The sequence below is a fragment of the Staphylococcus sp. EG-SA-18 genome (genome assembly GCF_017151825.1).
GTDB lineage: Bacteria > Bacillota > Bacilli > Staphylococcales > Staphylococcaceae > Staphylococcus > Staphylococcus aureus.
Window position 1 is genome coordinate 1 of record NZ_JACYVY010000028.1, and the last position, 21,338, is coordinate 21,338.

Below are 21,338 nucleotides of genomic sequence, written 5' to 3' on the forward strand. Positions count from 1 at the left end.
ACTGATTATAGGTGACATGTAATCCTTACTCATACACTGATTTTTTGTATCACACGTCAGATGTATATAAGAGACAAGTCAACGACCATGCGTGGACAGTAAAACGAAGTACATGCGAATGTAGTAGCCGTTTACTATGAGACTAGGCATTATAATTGAATATCATAGTATAAATTGCCATGAGAGTAGAAGCTTCAGTTTATGAAGACTTCGAAATCATGGTTTTTTATTTTTAGGATAAACTTTTAGTTCATAGTAAATAAGTATATATGTTTTTAATTCGGCTAAATCATAGCATTAAATTTTTTAGATGAAGCTAGCGATATTACGAAATGATATATAGAAGATTTCAGTTATAACAGTATACGAAGTAATCCTCTCCATTTAACGGATAATAGTTAATAATCAGTTAATTTTAAATTCAATTATAGATTATTTGTGATAATACAAACATTATTTTTTAAGATTTGATTAAAGTTCGTTTTGATTTTTATAGCGAAAAAGTTGAGTATCGGTAATTTTATCATATTGTTCGAGTATAAAGGGAACTATTTAAATGTAATGAAGGTTGCATCAAAATGACCGGTTTTCAGCAGCATAAATGAATAAATTGTGTCATTTTTAATATTTTATAGCATTTTATTTTTTAATGAACAGTTAATTTTATAAATAAGTGAAATAATCTAGAATAAATTTGTATTAAAAATTTATATAGAAAGAAAGTGAAGCTTATGTTTAAGAAAAAAATGTTAGCTGCAACTTTGTCAGTAGGACTGATTGCACCTTTAGCATCTCCGATTCAAGAATCTAGAGCAAATACTAATATTGAAAATATTGGTGATGGTGCTGAAGTAATCAAACGTACGGAGGATGTAAGTAGTAAGAAATGGGGCGTTACTCAAAATGTCCAATTCGACTTTGTAAAAGATAAAAAATATAACAAAGACGCTTTAATTGTTAAAATGCAAGGTTTTATTAATTCCAGAACTTCATTTTCAGATGTGAAGGGTAGTGGATATGAATTAACTAAACGAATGATTTGGCCATTCCAATATAATATAGGACTGACGACTAAAGATCCAAATGTTAGCTTAATCAATTACCTTCCTAAAAACAAAATAGAAACTACTGATGTTGGTCAAACATTAGGATATAACATTGGAGGTAATTTCCAGTCAGCACCATCTATAGGTGGCAATGGCTCATTTAATTATTCTAAAACAATTAGTTATACCCAAAAGAGTTATGTCAGTGAAGTAGACAAGCAAAACTCAAAATCTGTTAAATGGGGTGTTAAAGCAAACGAATTTGTTACGCCTGATGGAAAAAAATCTGCGCATGATAGATATTTATTCGTACAAAGTCCAAATGGTCCAACAGGTTCAGCAAGAGAATATTTTGCTCCTGATAATCAATTGCCACCTTTAGTTCAAAGTGGCTTTAATCCATCGTTTATCACTACACTATCACATGAAAAAGGTTCAAGTGATACGAGTGAATTTGAAATTTCATATGGTAGAAACTTAGATATTACATATGCGACTTTATTCCCTAGAACTGGTATTTACGCAGAAAGAAAGCATAATGCATTTGTAAATAGAAACTTTGTAGTTAGATATGAAGTTAATTGGAAAACACACGAAATTAAAGTGAAAGGACATAATTAATATGAAAATGAAAAAATTAGTCAAATCATCAGTTGCTTCATCAATTGCACTGCTTTTGCTATCGAATACAGTTGATGCAGCTCAACATATCACACCTGTAAGCGAGAAAAAAGTAGATGACAAAATCACTTTATACAAAACAACAGCAACATCTGATAATGATAAATTGAATATTTCTCAAATTTTAACGTTTAATTTCATTAAGGATAAAAGTTATGACAAAGATACGTTAGTACTTAAGGCAGCCGGAAACATTAATTCAGGTTATAAAAAGCCTAATCCAAAAGATTACAATTACTCACAGTTTTATTGGGGCGGTAAGTATAATGTTTCGGTTAGTTCAGAATCAAATGATGCTGTAAATGTTGTTGACTATGCACCTAAAAATCAAAATGAAGAATTCCAAGTTCAACAAACATTAGGTTATTCTTATGGCGGAGATATTAATATATCTAATGGCTTATCAGGTGGATTAAATGGATCAAAATCATTTTCAGAAACGATAAATTATAAACAAGAAAGTTACAGAACTACGATTGATAGAAAAACAAATCATAAATCAATTGGCTGGGGTGTTGAGGCGCACAAAATTATGAATAATGGTTGGGGACCATATGGTAGAGATAGTTATGACCCAACATATGGTAATGAACTGTTTTTAGGTGGTAGACAAAGTAGTTCAAATGCTGGTCAAAATTTCTTGCCAACACATCAAATGCCTTTATTGGCGCGTGGTAACTTTAACCCAGAATTTATAAGCGTACTTTCTCATAAACAAAATGATACAAAAAAATCTAAAATCAAAGTAACTTACCAAAGAGAAATGGATAGATATACTAATCAATGGAATCGACTACACTGGGTTGGTAATAACTACAAAAATCAAAATACAGTAACGTTTACATCTACTTATGAAGTTGACTGGCAAAACCATACTGTTAAATTAATCGGTACGGATTCTAAAGAAACTAATCCTGGAGTATAACTGTTAGAAATAGAGGAAGTTAAACCCGAAATTTAAGAGTTAAACAAAAAATATTCACAACATATTAAAAAAAGAAGTTACATTATTTGTTTAAACTAACAATAGTACCATAAAATTAATGACGATTTACAAATTAATAACAAATAATTATTATTAAATTCATTGATTTATTGTGTGGTAATGATTAATATGACAATTGAAGTGGGTCTTAACTTCAACTTTTAAATAGGGGGTTTTATCTTTGGAAAAAGTTCTTGATTTAGACGTGCAAGTTAAAGGAAATAACAACACTAATGATTCAGCGGGTGACGAAAGAATAACTAGCCATCTTTTTTGTAGCTTTGGTTGTGAAAAGACGGGTAGTTTTAACAGCTTCTGTTGTTAAGGATACAGCAAATAGAGCCTGAAAGGGCTCTATTTGTCTTTTTAAATATATTAAGTGCTAAAAAACGGAAACAGTTTATTAATCGCCAGGTATTTTTATAATTAGCCTTCTATATTATCAGTTGAGTGTTTCAATAAATTCTGACTTTGGTGATGGAAAGTTATACTTTTAGTTGTAATATAGTTTTCATGACTTCCTGTTAAATAAGTTAGGATTATGTAATTAGCCTCTATCTTTACATATAAGTAATGACAAGCTTTGGTTATTATATTGACCCTCTTAGAACATGTCATTTAAGAAAATAATCAAGTCATTGAAATTATATGTTTATATCCTCATCTTTAAAATAACTTCAATTATTATTTGCTAAATTTTGTATAAATAGAACAAAACTGCATAAATATCTATTAATTAATCTCAAGCAGCCATCTCCAAATTCGTAATAGTATTGATAGATAAAAATATCTAAGTATTTGTATAAATGAATTGATTAATCTATTAAAAAATTCATCAATAAATTTAAAATTATGAACTTAGATGCAAAATTATTAGTGAAAATAAATAGTAATAAAAAAACACAAAAATCTAATTATCAAAATAGTATTACTAAATTAATAAGTGTTTACAAAAAATTCACAAAATATAATTATATAATTTATTGATTTGTTGTGTGAAAAGGGATAATATGACAATTGAAGTAGGCCTTAACTTCAACTAATAATAGGAGGTTTTATCTATGGAAAAAGTTCTTGATTTAGACGTGCAAGTTAAAGCAAACAATAACTCAAATGATTCAGCAGGTGACGAACGTATTACAAGTCATAGTTTATGTACTCCTGGTTGTGCTAAGACTGGTAGTTTTAATAGCTTCTGCTGTTAAGATTACAGCAAATAGAGCCTGAAAGGGCTCTATTTGTCTATTCAAATATGTGAGGTGCTTACAAATGAACACTATTTACGAACCGTCAAGTATTTGTATGATTAGAACACCTTTATTATCAGTTGAATTTTTCAATTTATTTTTAAATACTGAACAAATTAAATATAGCGACTTACAATTAAATGCTCAGATGAAAGAATCAATCCTAACAACAACATTTAACTTATATTGTACTTTACAAGAAATAAATTTTGATGGCGATAACAAGAAGGTTAGAGATGCTAAAGAAAGTTTATTAAAATATTTAATTAGAATGTCAACACGTCCAACTCCATTTGGATTATTAAGTGGTATTAATTTGGGGCATTTTGTAAATGAACCAACACGTCTTAAAGTTGGAAATAGTATTCAAAAATATGTGAAAGTCGATGGCGAATGGTTGTATAAACTGGTTAGTTATATTGAGAGTATTGATGAATATTATCAAAATTTGAAAGTTATTTGGAATAGTAAAGCACATATTATCAATGATCGAATATATTTAAATGAACAAAGTGCTATTTATTTAAACAACAATAAAGATACATCTTTTTCCATTAAAAATAGCGAATTACTCGTATTCATCAAAACCACTGTGACGAATAATAATATTACTTTTTCAAATTTAGCTGAAAAGATAAATCAAGAATTTGAAATTAATGATATTACTAAAGTGAAAGTATATATCCATAATCTTGTCTCAAAGGAAATTATATATTCAACAATCAGACCACCGTTATCATATAGCGATAATTTAAATTATATTTTAAATAAACTTTCTTTACATAATGATGATTTTGTGAAAAAAATTAGAGAAATCCAGAAATTGATATTAGCTTATGAAAAAACTGAAATTGGATTTGGCGAGGAATTATATAAAGACATTATTCATCATATGAAGGCACTATTCAAATGTAAAAACTATCTTCAAATTGATACCAAAATTGACATGATTAACAATTATTTACATCAAGATATAGCAACAAATATATCTGAAGCAGCGTACTTATTGTGGCTTTTATCAAGAAATAATATTGGATTCACAGATTTGAAAGTTCTTCACAACCGTTTTATTGAAAAGTATGGATTTGAACAACTCGTGAATATTAAAGATTTGATTTCAGATATAACAGGTTTCGGGACAACAATTTTTCAAGAAGAAGAAACCGATGGAAATAATATTGTAATGCTTAAGCAAAAATTTTTACATGCCTTGAGAAATAACGATGAGATAGTCATAAATGAAAAAGATGTAGAGTCATTGATTAACGATAATGAAATCAATCATTATCATGCGCCAATGAGTGCAGATGTTTATGCTGAACTTTATTTAGGACGTTTTTACAATCAGTACAATGAGCTCATTGTTATTAGTCCTTTAACGGCGTCTTTTAATGCTGGCGCTACATTTGGGCGATTTCATCATTTAATTGATACTGAAACTTTAGCAAAATTAGAACATGAAAAAGGACATTATTATCAGAAGATGATATGTGATGACAATGTAGAAATGATTTCTATAAATAACATACCGAAATATCCGAGAAATCATAATGTATTAACTAATCATGACTCATACGAATATTCATTGAATTTAGGAAGTAGTAATAGTTATTCAAAGTATGAGCTTACCTTAGATGATATTTATGTTGGTGCTACCTTTAACAAATTATATTTATATTCTAGCCAACTAAATAAAAGGGTACTATTTGAATCAAACAATATGTATAACTTTTTAAAAGAATGTAATTTATATCGATTGTTACGAGAAATTTCAATGGAATCTGTGAAATGCATTGAATCTATGAATGATGTGAGTATTGATTCATTTAGTTATTCACCACGAATCAGATATAAAAATGTCATTCTTAAACCAGCATATTGGAAAATTAACGAGATGGTATTACCTTTACCTAAAAATGAAGAATGGGATCAACAATTTTTGAAATATCAAGAACAATTCAATATACCTAATATCGTGAATTTAGTTTATGGAGATAACAAGCTTCTACTAAATTTATCATTAGCTAATCATAGATATTTATTGATGAAAGAATATAAGAAGCATAAACGTGTACGTTTAGTAGAATCATTTTTACCTCAATCAAAGAATGATCATGTGTATGAAATTGTTACACCAATTTATAAAAAATCATCTTATCGAGGACCCGAAATCGAAATTCCAAAATATAAAAATACAGATATTGAATATGACAAAGACTGGTTTGCATTACATATTCATATCGATAAGCCATCGCAAGATACATTTATCATCGACAATTTGTATCCATTTGTAAAACATCTTAAAGATAAGGGAGATATAGAAAAATATTTTTTAATGCGTTATATCAAACAAGGTGACATTTTAAAGTTGAGGTTATTCAGGAATGACGAAAATTACGCAGAAATATACAGCATCTTGAAGAATTGGTTACCACATGTTCGACAAACGACAGAAGTTTCAGATTATGAATTTGTATCATACGAGCCAGAATTTTTTAGATATGGTGGAAAGAACACGATTAATGAAATAGAAGCCTTCTTTGAATATGACACGAATTTAGCTGTCAATATTATTGAAAATGATTTTAAGTTTGATCGACCATATATTGTTGCTATTTCAATAATGTATTTATTTGAGATGTTTTCAATTTCTAATGAAGAGCGTATGGAAATTGTTAATAACTATGTACCTACATCATTTAAAAGTAAAGATATTAGACCTTTTAAAAATGAACTTGTAACTATATGTAATCCTGCTAATAATTTTGAATATATGGCTAAACACTATAGTGGTATTTATCGAATTTTAAAAGATGGCAACCAAATTTTGAGCAAATTAAATGAAGGGCTTAAAAAAACTTTAACTACTAAAAGGTCAAGGATTATTGGCAGCTTAATTCATATGCGCTGCAATCGAATATTTGGCATTGATAAGGATCAAGAAACATTTGTTTTATCTATTGTAAAAGAAATTGTTAAAACTCAAAAGCATTGGTGTGGTGACAAAAATGATTGATATGAATCTAATATTGAAGAAGAAGTTTCAAGAGATTTCAGAAGTAGATGATTTCATTTCAAAAGCATCTACTGAAACCGATTATTTTGAACCTTCAACTTTATCACATGGTATACCAGGTATCATTTTGTTTTTAGATGCTTATCAAAAAGTTTTCGATATTAATACTGAGCAAATTGTGCATAAGTACATCATGAAATTAGCACCATATTTACAGAGTGGTCAATATAACAATTCTTTGTTTGGTGGACTTTCAGGTATTGCATTTTCAATGGATTTAGCATCGCAAAATGGCAAAAATTATCAAAATATTTTAAATAATATTGATGGTCACATTGTAAATGAAATAGAAAATAAATTTGATCAAATATTACAAGAACCATTAAATCCATTAAATTATGATACTGTCAGTGGATTAGCTGGGATAGGGAGATATTTGCTAAATAGAGTAGATGAGAATGAATTTAATGTTAAAGCATTAAAAAGCATATTAGTATACTTTAAAGATATTCAATATTCTAAAAATAGCTGGGTAGTCCCACAAGAAAGTCAATTTTTAGAGTCTGATAAAAATTATTTTACTGAAGGTAATATCAATCTTGGCCTTGCACATGGAGTGCTAGGACCGATGTCTTTATTTGCATTATGCGTGATTAAAGGAATTACGATTGAAAATCATCAGCACATATTAAAAGACATGTACAAATTTATCATGGACGAAAAATTTTGTAACCACGAAAGATGGTTGCAGCGTTACGATTTAATTTCTGAACGTAATCATTTCAATTTTATTCGGAATGGTTGGTGTTATGGCAATACGGGTGTAATGACGACGTTGTTTTTAATCGGCCAAGCATTACAAGATGATGAAATAATTAAAATGTCTAAAAAAGTGATGCTACAAGTAGTAAATGATAAAGATGAAAATTTAATAAGTCCAACTATTTGTCATGGATTGTCATCACAAATATTAATGTTAACAATTATGAATTTGAATTTTGAATTAAATGAAGTGTCTGATTATATCACTGTATTAATAAATAAACTGATTTCTCATTATAAGGAAGATTATCTGGTGAATTTTATAGACATTAATGAAAATAAGCAAGATGTATTTAAAAGTAGGAAAGTTGGCCTTTTAGAAGGTGAATTAGGGGTCTATCTAACATTGATGACACTGAAAAATACAAAAATTCTCAATGAAAAAAATTGGACCAATGCGTTTTTAATTAGCTGAATGGAGGCGTATATCATGGGAGAAAATGTATTGATTTGTTTGTGTGGCTCAGTTAATAGTATCAATATTAGCCACTATATTATTGAATTAAAATCAAAATTTGATGAAGTAAATGTAATCGCGTCAACAAACGGTAGAAAGTTTATTAATGGTGAAATATTAAAGCAATTTTGCGATAACTATTATGACGAATTTGAAGACCCTTTTTTAAATCATGTAGATATAGCAAATAAACATGACAAGATTATTATTTTACCTGCGACTTCTAATACGATTAATAAAATTGCAAATGGTATATGTGACAATTTATTATTAACTATTTGTCATACAGCTTTTGAAAAACTTTCTATATTTCCAAATATGAATTTACGAATGTGGGAAAATCCAGTTACTCAAAATAATATTCGATTATTAAAAGATTATGGTGTATCAATATATCCAGCAAATATTTCAGAAAGTTATGAATTAGCGTCAAAAACATTTAAAAAGAATGTTGTCGCACCTGAACCATATAAAGTTCTGGAATTCATTTGAGATTAGAATATGAAAATCATAAAGCGCGCTATTATTAGTTTAATAATATTGAGTCTTTTAATATCTATTACAATGAGTAATGCATCAGCGTCAGAAGAACTATATTACAGTGTTGAATACAAAAATACAGCAACATTTAACAAGTTAGTTAAAAAGAAGTCCTTAAACGTTGTCTATAATATACCGGAATTACATGTGGCACAGATTAAAATGACGAAAATGCATGCTAATGCTTTAGCAAACTATAAAAATGATATTAAATATATCAATGCCACATGTTCAACTTGTATTACTAGCGAGAAAACAATAGACAGAACATCAAATGAGTCATTATTTTCAAGACAATGGGATATGAATAAAATAACCAATAATGGTGCATCGTATGATGATTTGCCAAAACATGCTAACACCAAAATAGCAATCATAGATACAGGTGTGATGAAAAACCATGACGATTTGAAAAATAATTTCTCGACTGATTCTAAAAATTTAGTACCTTTAAACGGTTTTAGAGGTACTGAACCGGAGGAAACAGGTGATGTTCACGATGTCAATGATAGGAAAGGACATGGCACGATGGTGTCGGGTCAAACGAGTGCTAATGGTAAGTTAATAGGTGTTGCACCGAATAACAAATTTACAATGTATCGCGTGTTTGGTAGTAAAAAAACAGAACTGCTTTGGGTATCAAAAGCGATTGTTCAAGCTGCAAATGATGGAAATCAAGTCATTAATATTAGTGTTGGTAGTTATATTATTTTGGACAAAAATGACCATCAAACATTTAGAAAAGATGAAAAAGTAGAATACGATGCGTTACAGAAAGCAATCAATTACGCCAAGAAGAAAAAATCTATCGTTGTTGCTGCAGCTGGTAATGATGGTATTGATGTCAATGACAAACAGAAACTAAAATTACAGCGTGAATATCAAGGTAATGGCGAAGTGAAAGATGTTCCTGCATCTATGGACAATGTCGTTACAGTAGGATCTACAGATCAAAAGAGTAATCTATCTGAGTTTTCCAATTTTGGTATGAATTATACAGATATTGCTGCGCCCGGAGGATCATTTGCTTATTTAAATCAATTCGGTGTGGATAAATGGATGAATGAAGGGTATATGCATAAGGAGAACATTTTAACTACTGCCAATAACGGAAGATATATTTATCAAGCTGGAACTTCATTAGCCACACCTAAAGTTTCGGGAGCACTAGCTTTAATCATTGATAAATATCATCTTGAAAAACATCCAGATAAAGCGATTGAATTGTTATATCAGCATGGGACATCTAAGAATAATAAACCATTTAGTAGATATGGGCATGGTGAGCTTGATGTGTATAAAGCATTAAATGTAGCAAATCAAAAAGCAAGTTAATAAATCAAAGGAGTTTTTGATTATGGCAAAATTAGTTACTGAAAACATTTCGAAACGGTTTAAAAATCAAGATGTATTAAAGCATATTAATATCACTTTAGAAAATAACGAAGTTTATGGATTACTTGGTATTAATGGAGCCGGTAAAACGACACTTATGAAAATTATATGTGGCATACTTCAACAAGATTCAGGGGAAATTAAATTAGATAATAGACCAATGACACGAAATGATTTGCACAAAGTTGGTTCGCTTATTGAAACACCTGCGACATATAATCATTTAAGTGCACAAGATAATTTGAAAATTGTGTGTTTAAATGAAAGCGTTGATTTCAGCGAAATTAATAGTGTTTTAAGCTTAGTCAATTTAAATGTCGATAAAAAGAAAAAGGTTAAGGACTTTTCTTTAGGTATGAAACAAAGACTTGGAATTGCAATGGCATTAATTAAAAAGCCAGAAATTTTAGTATTAGACGAACCATCTAATGGTTTAGACCCATATGGAATCCAAGAACTTAGAGAACTTCTAAAATTATTAACAGAACAAGGTACTAGTATTATTATTTCAAGTCACATTTTATCTGAAATCCAAGTTTTAGCAGATCATATCGGTATTATTCATGAGGGTGAGCTAAAATATCAGCAAAGAAATAACAAAGATGAAAACTTAGAAGAGATATTCTTCAAAATAACGAAAGGTGATTACAAATGATACATTTAAAGATAGAAGGTATCAAATTTAAAAATTCTTTCAGTATGTATGTTTTATTAATAAGTCCGCTGGTATTTCTTTGTTTTGCTATTTTCACAGTCTTATTCGCCAAAAGTAATACGGGAACAGCGAATAGTGTGTCACCATATATAACTTTACTATTTAATATTTGGCCAATTGCTTTCATCCCGATTGTATTATGTATGGCTTGTAATTCGTTATTTAAAATTGAAATGAGAAATAAATCATTTAATTATTACTTAAGTAATAATTGGTCGATTACAAAAGAAATAAGAGCAAAGATTTTCATTTTATCAATAGCATTTTTGGTACATTGCTTTTTAGTATTTATTATTGCTTATATAGGTGACCTAATTATTAATCCACATCCGGTTAATGCTATGTTGTTATTGGTGACAATATTGTTGATGTATGTAGTATCTCTACCATTGATACCGCTCAACTTTTTATTAACTCGATACTTTGGTGTGTTCGTATCAATATTAATAAACTTAGTATTATCAGTCATTTGTGTCTTGTTTTTAACATTGAAGAGTTTATTTTGGGTGTTGCCGTGGGGGATAATGCAGAGAATCCCGCTTATTACGCTTGGTATACTACCTAATGGTTTAGTTGTAAACCATAATTCAAAATACTTTAATGATCTCAATGCCTTATATATTTCGATTATTGTTAGCATCATTATTTTCGCGATAGTAACATTTTTAAATAATAAGAAAAGTTGGCGATTAAAATGATAATTAACGAATTAAAGTCATGTAAGTTGAAATTTTCTAAGCAAGCGCTCACATTTGTACCCATTATTGTAACCATATTGTTTATATTATTTATAAATTGGTATTTAAACGTAAATTTATGGAATGGTCGACAAATAAGTTTGTTTACAGCGAGTTTTAATGCAATTACATCGCTATTAATTTCTATAAACGTCTATCAAGTTATCAATTTTGAAGAAAATATTGGTCACTTTAATCATATTTTAGGAAAAGCTAATAGGCTAAATTGGTTAAATGCATCAATGATTTTTACTTATACTATTACAGCCATATGTATTCTATTAGCATCAATTAATTTATTGTGGCATTCACATGATATGAAAATAACACTTATGTTTATAGGCGTATCATTGTTTTTCAATGTAATTATATTACTGCTACTTTTTATTTTTAGTATTTTCATTAAAGATGTAATGGCTATTGTTGTCGGAGTTTTAATGTTTATTTTTAACGTTTATTTTGGATTAGAAGTGCTTGGAGATCATTCGTGGTTCTATTTACCAATCACATATGCTACACGTTACGTTTATATGTTTATCGAAGGGAGTATACCAGTTACATTAACATTGGCAATCTATATTATTATCACGTTGCTATTAGCAGTTTTACTCTTTAAAGGATTTAATAAATGGAGCGGTAGAACAATTAAAGATTAAAGATTGGGGCTCTAACGGTAAAAGAAATTTAGTTGCGTTGAAAAGGGAGGAAAGAGAACAGTTAAATATGAATACAAAATAATTTTGTTTTCGGACAGCAGGGGTATTAGACGCGATTGACAATGTCTGTTTAATTAAACGTAATGTTTATTTAAGCGATGAATATTAGGTGAAAAGTTTTTGAATTTGAATGTAATTGAGGTTTATTGATTAGACATTTTATTGAATTGCGTGTTATTATATAAATGTAAAAATAAGACGACATGCGCGAACATGTCGTCTAAGCAAGCCAAACGCTGGCTTCTAAAATATTTTTTTAACCATTCCAACTTGCCAAAGTTAATGCGGAATGGTTTTTTTATTTTCCGCTAATTGAAATAAAAATGACGTTTTAATATATTATGGGCTAGGTGGTTTGTAAGAAAGGGTTAGTTATTAATGTTTTATGAATTAAGGAAATTTGAGTTTAAGGTTTAATCAATTGTGATTTTGTTGATGAAGCGTTTAGTTAGAGTATTTTCGCCACCACTAGTTACTCCTTCTCCCACTTTACCCGAGACTGGAGAAGAGCTATCTGAAGAATAAATAGATACTTTTTGGCCATTTTGTAGTAAACCAAGACCTTTTAACTTCTCGGTTAGAGAATTCCATGTATTTTTAGCATCTAGCTTTTTGTTAAAGTCATCGTAGACATTTTCCTTAGTTAAATCAATTTGTTTTAATCCTTTAAAGTCTATAGATTGTGTTAGATGGCCTCCATCATCATTTCCAGGAGCAGAAACGCTGCTAGAATATCCATTGCTTAATAAATAAGTAACGTTGATTGTTTCGTACTCGTTACTTAAAATAATATCAGAATCATGTAATGAATCTTTAACTTTTTTCCATAATTGACCATCTGTCATTTTTTCTTCTGCTTTAGCCGTTTTAACAACTTTATTTGTATCTAATCCTAAGTATGAAGAATGTAAGCCTGTTCCTAATGTTGTTAATACTAAAGCACTTGCTACTAATGTTTTACCTAAAAATTTTGTATTCATTTTTATTGCTCCTTTTTTTATATTGTAAACGTTTACAATGAAAATATAATAATAATTTTTTAAAAGAACAATTAACTAAATATCAAAAATATATTAACTATCTATTAACTAAAAAATAGAATAATTTTTTAACATAGTTTTGTTGTTTTGAATTATAAAAACTAAAGTAAAAATGTTGGATGTGAAAGATTGTTGATGAGAATTTTGAGATGTAGATAAATATCAAACTAGTCTATAGGTAAAAATTTATAATTAATTTGAAAAGAATGTCTCAAATAATGTTTGAATTAGCAGGTGTCATACTAAGTAATGTTAAGTAAACATTTTATACTTTATCAGAACAAAAAAGACATGCATCAACATGTCAGTGAAACTAATCCATATTATCTTAACAACGAAATTGAATCGAACCTGAAAAACGTATTTACAAATCGCAACTACTCTATCCAAGGCAAAATCGCAAAATCTGATCCCCGAAATAACATATCTCGAAAAAAATTCCATAATTCAATCATCTTCAATATTTAACAATACATTACTAGTTCCAAATATACTCATACATACATGTTTCATTGATTGACTGCATATTGTCATAAATAATAGGGGAACTAATCGCTAATAATGTTGTTAAACACAATACATAGTAAAGTGAAAGATTATAAATACATGAATTGTTCACCATTCCGCCATATATTTTCAATCACCTAATTTCCGAATAAATATTACAATTTTAATTCAATAATTAATATTTAAGACCAAAATAATCCTAAAAAGTCAATTTTAATTGCGTGATATTGAGTTTTAAGCATATTTAAATAAATAAGTCAATTAATGTAAAATAATTTAATAAAACGTTAATAAGTGGTTAATTAATATTTAATTAATATTTTTATTTAAAATGTATATAGTAAATGTGTATCTAGATACATTAACTATAAAAATAAATTTGGAAGGAGGTAAAATATGAATGAAAATGTAATGGTTAAAGGTTTAACTGCTTTAACTATTTTAACATCTCTTGGTTTTGCTGAAAATATTTCTAATCAGCCTCATTCAATTGCCAAAGCAGAAAAGAATGTCAAAGAAATTACCGATGCAACTAAGGAACCATACAATTCAGTGGTAGCATTTGTGGGTGGTACTGGTGTAGTTGTTGGTAAAAATACAATCGTAACTAACAAACATATCGCTAAAAGTAATGATATTTTTAAAAATAGAGTATCAGCACATCATTCGAGTAAAGGTAAAGGCGGAGGAAACTACGACGTTAAAGACATTGTAGAATATCCCGGAAAAGAAGACCTTGCGATAGTTCATGTTCATGAAACAAGTACAGAAGGTTTGAATTTTAATAAGAACGTTAGTTATACAAAATTTGCAGACGGAGCAAAAGTGAAAGATAGAATTTCTGTTATTGGTTATCCAAAGGGTGCACAAACAAAATATAAAATGTTTGAATCGACAGGAACGATTAACCATATCAGTGGAACGTTTATGGAATTTGATGCGTATGCACAACCAGGTAATTCAGGATCTCCTGTATTGAATTCTAAACATGAACTGATTGGTATTTTATATGCAGGTAGTGGAAAAGATGAATCTGAAAAGAATTTCGGTGTTTATTTCACACCACAATTAAAAGAATTTATTCAAAATAATATTGAAAAATAAGTATCATCAATTCATTCGTGAAGTTGATTTTTTAAAGAGTGATTAAGAAAACGGTTACATAATTAACTAAATATACTGAATTATGTATCTAGATATCAAAATAATTAAAAAAGAGGAACTTAAAATGAACAAAAACGTAGTCATCAAGAGTTTAGCAGCATTAACAATTTTAACATCTGTAACAGGTATTGGAATAACATTGGTTGAGGAAGTACAACAAACTGCCAAAGCAGAAAATAATGTCACAAAAGTTAAAGATACAAATATTTTTCCATATACTGGTGTAGTTGCTTTTAAAAGTGCAACTGGATTTGTAGTTGGAAAGAATACTATTTTAACAAATAAACATGTGTCGAAAAATTACAAAGTGGGCGATAGAATTACTGCACATCCAAATAGTGATAAAGGTAATGGTGGTATTTATTCGATTAAAAAGATTATTAATTATCCAGGTAAAGAAGATGTATCAGTCATTCAAGTTGAAGAGCGTGCAATAGAACGTGGACCAAAAGGCTTTAATTTTAATGATAATGTAACGCCATTCAAATATGCGGCAGGGGCTAAAGCTGGTGAGCGAATTAAAGTGATTGGTTATCCACACCCATACAAAAATAAATATGTTTTATATGAGTCAACTGGCCCTGTGATGTCAGTAGAAGGTAGCAGTATTGTATATTCAGCGCATACTGAAAGCGGAAACTCTGGATCACCTGTATTAAACAGCAACAACGAATTAGTTGGTATTCATTTTGCTTCTGATGTAAAAAATGATGATAACAGAAATGCATATGGCGTCTACTTTACACCAGAAATTAAAAAATTCATTGCAGAAAACATAGATAAATAAACAAATTGACTTTAAACGAGCGTTGCAACATATCTCGAATTGTAAAGGAGCTTGAAAATGAATAAAAATATAGTCATTAAAAGCATGGCAGCATTAGCCATTCTAACCTCAGCAACTGGAATAAATGCTGCAGTCGTTGAAGAGACACAACAAATAGCAAATGCAGAGAAGAATGTTACGCAAGTTAAAGATACAAATATTTTTCCATATAATGGCGTCGTTTCATTTAAAGATGCGACAGGTTTTGTAATTGGAAAAAATACAATTATCACCAATAAACATGTATCAAAAGATTATAAAGTTGGCGATAGAATTACTGCCCATCCAGACGGTGACAAAGGAAATGGTGGTATATATAAAATTAAAAGCATTTCTGATTATCCGGGTGATGAAGACATCTCTGTCATGAATATTGAAGAACAAGCAGTTGAACGTGGACCAAAAGGCTTTAATTTTAATGAAAATGTCCAAGCATTAAATTTTGCGAAAGATGCTAAAGTTGATGACAAAATTAAAGTTATTGGTTACCCATTACCTGCTCAAAATAGTTTTAAACAGTTTGAATCTACAGGAACTATAAAAAGAATCAAAGACAATATTTTAAATTTTGATGCATACATTGAACCCGGGAATTCAGGATCACCAGTTCTAAATTCTAACAATGAGGTCATAGGTGTGGTGTATGGCGGTATTGGAAAAATTGGTTCTGAATATAATGGTGCCGTATACTTTACGCCTCAAATCAAAGATTTTATTCAAAAGCACATTGAACAATAAACAAATTTAAATATACACCATGAGCATGTGTTCAATAATTTTAATGAAAAACATCGGTCGAATATAACATAAAAAAACGTCTATATCAAAAGCATCATGAATAAACAGAGGAGCACAAAAATGAATAAAAATATAATCATCAAAAGTATTGCGGCATTGACGATTTTAACATCAATAACTGGTGTCGGCACAACAGTGGTTGATGGTATTCAACAAACAGCCAAAGCAGAAAATAGTGTGAAATTAATTACCAACACGAATGTTGCACCATACAGTGGTGTTACATGGATGGGCGCTGGAACAGGATTTGTAGTTGGGAATCATACAATCATTACCAATAAACATGTTACTTATCACATGAAAGTCGGTGATGAAATCAAAGCACATCCTAATGGTTTTTATAATAACGGTGGTGGACTTTATAAAGTTACTAAGATTGTAGATTATCCTGGTAAAGAAGATATTGCGGTCGTACAAGTTGAAGAAAAATCAACGCAACCAAAAGGTAGAAAATTCAAAGATTTCACTAGCAAATTTAATATAGCATCAGAAGCTAAAGAAAATGAACCTATATCAGTCATTGGTTATCCAAATCCTAATGGAAATAAACTACAAATGTATGAATCAACTGGTAAAGTACTATCAGTGAATGGAAATATAGTGACATCTGATGCGGTTGTCCAACCTGGCAGCTCTGGTTCACCTATATTAAATAGTAAGCGAGAAGCAATTGGTGTTATGTATGCTAGTGATAAACCAACAGGTGAAAGTACAAGGTCATTTGCTGTTTATTTCTCTCCTGAAATTAAGAAATTTATTGCAGATAATTTAGATAAATAAATCATCCATCCATACATTGATAAATGATTTTTAGAAATTAACAACAAAATCAACAATTTTAAATATCTCTGTGATTCTATTTATTCGAAATGATTTAAAAAATAAAACTTCAAAAACCTAACCTTATATTTATACGAATACTTAGAGGAGCACAAAAATGAATAAAAATATAATCATCAAAAGTATTGCAGCATTGACGATTTTAACATCAGTGACTGGCGTCGGCACAACAGTGGTTGAGGGTATTCAACAAACGGCTAAAGCTGAACATAATGTGAAACTAATCAAAAATACTAATGTAGCACCATACAATGGTGTCGTTTCGATAGGATCTGGAACAGGTTTCATTGTCGGTAAAAATACAATTGTTACCAACAAGCATGTCGTTGCAGGTATGGAAATTGGTGCACATATTATAGCGCATCCCAATGGTGAATATAATAATGGCGGATTTTATAAAGTTAAAAAAATTGTCCGTTATTCAGGTCAAGAAGATATTGCCATTCTACATGTGGAAGATAAAGCTGTTCATCCAAAAAACAGGAATTTTAAAGATTACACAGGCATTTTAAAAATAGCATCAGAAGCTAAAGAAAATGAACGCATTTCAATTGTTGGCTATCCAGAACCATATATAAATAAATTTCAAATGTATGAGTCAACAGGAAAAGTGCTGTCAGTTAAAGGCAACATGATTATTACTGATGCTTTCGTAGAACCAGGCAACTCAGGTTCAGCTGTATTTAACAGTAAATACGAAGTTGTAGGTGTTCACTTTGGTGGAAACGGCCCTGGAAATAAAAGTACAAAAGGATATGGTGTTTATTTCTCTCCTGAAATTAAGAAATTCATTGCAGATAACACAGATAAATAAATCCTTACATAGATAAATGATTTTAAAAATTAACAACAAACTCAACAATTCAAATCATCTCTGTGATTCCATTTATTCGAAATGATTAAAAAAAATAAAACTTAAAAAAGCTAACATTATAATTATACAAATACTTAGAGGAGCAGAAAAATGAATAAAAATATAATCATCAAAAGTATTGCAGCATTGACGATTTTAACATCAATAACTGGTGTCGGCACAACAATGGTTGAAGGTATTCAACAAACAGCCAAAGCCGAAAATACTGTTAAACAAATTACAAATACAAATGTTGCACCATACAGTGGTGTTACATGGATGGGCGCTGGAACAGGATTTGTAGTTGGAAATCATACAATCATTACCAATAAACATGTTACCTATCACATGAAAGTCGGTGATGAAATCAAAGCACATCCTAATGGTTTTTATAATAACGGTGGTGGACTTTATAAAGTTACTAAGATTGTAGATTATCCTGGTAAAGAAGATATTGCGGTTGTACAAGTTGAAGAAAAATCAACACAACCAAAAGGTAGAAAATTCAAAGATTTCACTAGTAAATTTAATATAGCATCAGAAGCTAAAGAAAATGAACCTATATCAGTCATTGGTTATCCAAATCCTAATGGAAATAAACTACAAATGTATGAATCAACTGGTAAAGTATTATCAGTGAATGGGAATATAGTGTCATCGGATGCAATTATTCAGCCTGGTAGCTCTGGTTCACCTATATTAAATAGTAAACACGAAGCTATTGGTGTAATCTATGCCGGTAATAAGCCATCAGGTGAAAGCACAAGAGGATTTGCTGTTTATTTCTCTCCTGAAATTAAGAAATTCATTGCAGATAATTTAGATAAATAATTAAAACTTAGACATTCACCCAATCCTGACAAAATATACTATAACTAACATTTATTAATATATATTGCATTATTTAATATGCATCAAAGCCAATCAACGATTGATTTTCACCAACTCAATTGTTGATTGGTTTTATTTATGTATGAATGAACAACTTTTTGACATCATTAAGAATATAAATGATTTTGAAAGCATTTGAAAGCTACAACATTTCTATAAAATTTTTCAATAACAATTGCGCCACTAAAACTCAAAATTTCCACCACCAACATCCAAATTATCAACATCGCAACATAACCAAATGTTATAATAAATCTATTACACAAAGAGATAAATTACTTATGCAAAGGCGGAGGAATCACATGTCTATTACTGAAAAACAACGTCAGCAACAAGCTGAATTACATAAAAAATTATGGTCGATTGCGAATGATTTAAGAGGGAACATGGATGCGAGTGAATTCCGTAATTACATTTTAGGCTTGATTTTCTATCGCTTCTTATCTGAAAAAGCCGAACAAGAATATGCAGATGCCTTGTCAGGTGAAGACATCACGTATCAAGAAGCATGGGCAGATGAAGAATATCGTGAAGACTTAAAAGCAGAATTAATTGATCAAGTCGGTTACTTCATTGAGCCACAAGATTTATTCAGTGCGATGATTCGTGAAATTGAAACGCAAGATTTCGATATAGAACATCTAGCGACGGCGATTCGCAAAGTTGAAACATCTACATTAGGTGAAGAAAGTGAAAATGACTTTATCGGGCTGTTCAGCGATATGGATTTGAGTTCAACGCGACTAGGTAACAATGTCAAAGAACGTACTGCTTTAATCTCTAAAGTCATGGTTAATCTTGACGACTTACCATTCGTTCACAGTGACATGGAAATTGATATGTTAGGTGATGCATATGAATTCCTAATCGGGCGCTTTGCGGCGACAGCGGGTAAAAAAGCAGGCGAGTTCTATACACCACAACAAGTATCTAAGATACTGGCGAAGATTGTCACAGACGGTAAAGATAAATTACGTCACGTGTACGACCCAACATGTGGTTCCGGTTCATTGTTGTTACGTGTTGGTAAAGAAACGCAAGTGTATCGTTATTTCGGACAAGAACGTAACAATACTACATACAACTTAGCACGCATGAATATGTTATTACATGATGTGCGTTATGAGAACTTCGAGATCCGTAATGATGACACATTGGAAAATCCAGCCTTTTTAGGCAATACATTTGATGCGGTTATTGCGAACCCACCATACAGTGCGAAATGGACAGCAGATTCAAAATTTGAAAATGATGAACGATTCAGTGGTTACGGCAAGCTTGCGCCAAAATCCAAAGCAGACTTTGCCTTTATTCAACACATGGTACATTACCTAGACGATGAAGGTACCATGGCAGTCGTACTCCCACATGGTGTATTATTCCGTGGTGCCGCAGAAGGTGTGATTCGTCGCTATTTAATAGAAGAAAAGAACTACTTAGAAGCCGTGATTGGGTTACCAGCCAATATTTTCTATGGGACAAGTATTCCAACATGTATTTTAGTATTTAAAAAATGTCGCCAACAAGACGACAACGTACTATTTATCGATGCATCCAATGATTTTGAAAAAGGAAAAAATCAAAACCATTTAAGCGATGCCCAAGTCGAACGTATTATAGACACATATAAGCGTAAAGCAACGATTGATAAATATAGCTACAGCGCGACATTACAAGAGATCGCCGATAACGATTACAACTTAAACATACCGCGATATGTTGATACATTCGAAGAAGAAGCACCAATTGATTTAGATCAAGTCCAACAAGATTTGAAAAATATCGACAAAGAAATCGCAGAAATTGAACAAGAAATCAATGCATACCTGAAAGAACTTGGGGTGTTGAAAGATGAGTAATACACAAACGAAAAATGTGCCAGAGTTGAGATTCCCAGGATTTGAGGGCGAATGGGAAGAGAAGAAGTTAGGGAATCTTACTACCAAAATAGGTAGTGGAAAGACTCCCAAAGGTGGAAGTGAAAACTATACAAACAAAGGCATACCATTTTTAAGGAGTCAAAATATTAGAAATGGTAAATTAAATCTTAATGACTTAGTTT

Annotated in this window: 20 protein-coding genes and 1 pseudogene; 20 read left to right on the plus strand and 1 reads right to left on the minus strand. The window is 30.3% G+C overall.

Annotated features, from left to right (window positions below; translation table 11 throughout):
* Positions 1 to 731 precede the first annotated feature (731 nt).
* The 11 genes from lukE to IDG66_RS08030 all read left to right on the plus strand — a co-directional run bounded on the left by lukE (position 732) and on the right by IDG66_RS08030 (position 12,297).
* Positions 732 to 1,667, plus strand: a complete 936-nt coding sequence (lukE, locus tag IDG66_RS07980; RefSeq protein ID WP_000473596.1) for a bi-component leukocidin LukED subunit E — start codon at positions 732 to 734, stop codon at positions 1,665 to 1,667.
* Between the two features lies 1 nt (position 1,668).
* Positions 1,669 to 2,652: a bi-component leukocidin LukED subunit D gene (gene lukD / locus IDG66_RS07985; protein WP_000782464.1), complete on the plus strand. Its 984-nt coding sequence runs from the start codon at positions 1,669 to 1,671 to the stop codon at positions 2,650 to 2,652.
* Positions 2,653 to 2,893: 241 nt separating this feature from the next.
* A complete protein-coding gene (locus tag IDG66_RS07990; RefSeq protein WP_000416759.1) occupies positions 2,894 to 3,037 on the plus strand; it encodes a gallidermin/nisin family lantibiotic in 144 nt (47 codons plus the stop codon).
* Positions 3,038 to 3,773: 736 nt separating this feature from the next.
* Positions 3,774 to 3,917, plus strand: a complete 144-nt coding sequence (locus tag IDG66_RS07995) for a gallidermin/nisin family lantibiotic (RefSeq protein WP_000416756.1) — start codon at positions 3,774 to 3,776, stop codon at positions 3,915 to 3,917.
* Between the two features lie 64 nt (positions 3,918 to 3,981).
* Positions 3,982 to 6,975: a lantibiotic dehydratase gene (locus tag IDG66_RS08000; RefSeq protein WP_001092607.1), complete on the plus strand. Its 2,994-nt coding sequence runs from the start codon at positions 3,982 to 3,984 to the stop codon at positions 6,973 to 6,975.
* Entirely contained in the window at positions 6,968 to 8,212 is a 1,245-nt protein-coding gene (locus tag IDG66_RS08005) for a lanthionine synthetase C family protein (protein WP_000566596.1), read from the plus strand. Before IDG66_RS08000 ends, IDG66_RS08005 begins: the two co-directional genes overlap by 8 nt.
* A 15-nt stretch (positions 8,213 to 8,227) precedes the next feature.
* Positions 8,228 to 8,746 carry a flavoprotein gene (locus tag IDG66_RS08010; protein WP_000504439.1) on the plus strand — a complete coding sequence of 173 codons (519 nt, stop codon included), beginning with the start codon at positions 8,228 to 8,230 and terminating at the stop codon, positions 8,744 to 8,746.
* A gap of 9 nt (positions 8,747 to 8,755) precedes the next feature.
* Entirely contained in the window at positions 8,756 to 10,129 is a 1,374-nt protein-coding gene (locus tag IDG66_RS08015; protein WP_000691541.1) for a S8 family peptidase, read from the plus strand.
* A gap of 22 nt (positions 10,130 to 10,151) precedes the next feature.
* A complete protein-coding gene (locus IDG66_RS08020) occupies positions 10,152 to 10,844 on the plus strand; it encodes a lantibiotic protection ABC transporter ATP-binding subunit (protein ID WP_001096791.1) in 693 nt (230 codons plus the stop codon).
* Positions 10,841 to 11,602 carry a lantibiotic immunity ABC transporter MutE/EpiE family permease subunit gene (locus IDG66_RS08025; protein WP_000581552.1) on the plus strand — a complete coding sequence of 254 codons (762 nt, stop codon included), beginning with the start codon at positions 10,841 to 10,843 and terminating at the stop codon, positions 11,600 to 11,602. Before IDG66_RS08020 ends, IDG66_RS08025 begins: the two co-directional genes overlap by 4 nt.
* Positions 11,599 to 12,297 (plus strand): BsaG family lantibiotic immunity ABC transporter permease subunit, encoded by a 699-nt coding sequence (locus IDG66_RS08030; RefSeq protein WP_000586140.1) that lies wholly within the window; start codon positions 11,599 to 11,601, stop codon positions 12,295 to 12,297. The genes IDG66_RS08025 and IDG66_RS08030 overlap by 4 nt, the downstream gene beginning before the upstream one ends.
* A gap of 473 nt (positions 12,298 to 12,770) precedes the next feature.
* Here IDG66_RS08030 and IDG66_RS08035 read toward each other — a convergent pair whose 3' ends face one another.
* Positions 12,771 to 13,337 (minus strand): DUF4888 domain-containing protein, encoded by a 567-nt coding sequence (locus IDG66_RS08035; protein ID WP_001092763.1) that lies wholly within the window; start codon positions 13,335 to 13,337, stop codon positions 12,771 to 12,773.
* Between the two features lie 963 nt (positions 13,338 to 14,300).
* Between IDG66_RS08035 and splA the strand changes: the two genes are divergently transcribed.
* From splA to IDG66_RS08085, 9 genes and pseudogenes are all read left to right on the plus strand, one after another.
* Positions 14,301 to 15,008, plus strand: coding sequence for a serine protease SplA (gene splA / locus IDG66_RS08040; protein ID WP_001005059.1), 708 nt, complete (start codon positions 14,301 to 14,303; stop codon positions 15,006 to 15,008).
* 124 nt (positions 15,009 to 15,132) lie between these two features.
* Positions 15,133 to 15,855: a serine protease SplB gene (gene splB, locus IDG66_RS08045; protein ID WP_001039444.1), complete on the plus strand. Its 723-nt coding sequence runs from the start codon at positions 15,133 to 15,135 to the stop codon at positions 15,853 to 15,855.
* 57 nt (positions 15,856 to 15,912) lie between these two features.
* A complete protein-coding gene (gene splC / locus IDG66_RS08050) occupies positions 15,913 to 16,632 on the plus strand; it encodes a serine protease SplC (RefSeq protein ID WP_001038859.1) in 720 nt (239 codons plus the stop codon).
* Positions 16,633 to 16,752: 120 nt separating this feature from the next.
* Entirely contained in the window at positions 16,753 to 17,472 is a 720-nt protein-coding gene (gene splD, locus IDG66_RS08055; protein ID WP_001038704.1) for a serine protease SplD, read from the plus strand.
* A 157-nt stretch (positions 17,473 to 17,629) separates the two neighbouring features.
* Positions 17,630 to 18,346 carry a serine protease SplE gene (gene splE, locus IDG66_RS08065; RefSeq protein WP_001038759.1) on the plus strand — a complete coding sequence of 239 codons (717 nt, stop codon included), beginning with the start codon at positions 17,630 to 17,632 and terminating at the stop codon, positions 18,344 to 18,346.
* A 150-nt stretch (positions 18,347 to 18,496) separates the two neighbouring features.
* Positions 18,497 to 19,216 carry a serine protease SplF gene (gene splF, locus IDG66_RS08070; protein WP_001038688.1) on the plus strand — a complete coding sequence of 240 codons (720 nt, stop codon included), beginning with the start codon at positions 18,497 to 18,499 and terminating at the stop codon, positions 19,214 to 19,216.
* A 64-nt stretch (positions 19,217 to 19,280) separates the two neighbouring features.
* Positions 19,281 to 19,415, plus strand: a complete 135-nt coding sequence (locus IDG66_RS08075; RefSeq protein ID WP_001791797.1) for a hypothetical protein — start codon at positions 19,281 to 19,283, stop codon at positions 19,413 to 19,415.
* Positions 19,416 to 19,578: 163 nt separating this feature from the next.
* Positions 19,579 to 21,135, plus strand: coding sequence for a type I restriction-modification system subunit M (locus IDG66_RS08080; protein ID WP_000028669.1), 1,557 nt, complete (start codon positions 19,579 to 19,581; stop codon positions 21,133 to 21,135).
* A pseudogene (locus tag IDG66_RS08085) lies at positions 21,128 to 21,338 on the plus strand (restriction endonuclease subunit S); the annotation flags it as partial. The gene IDG66_RS08080 and the pseudogene IDG66_RS08085, both read left to right, overlap by 8 nt.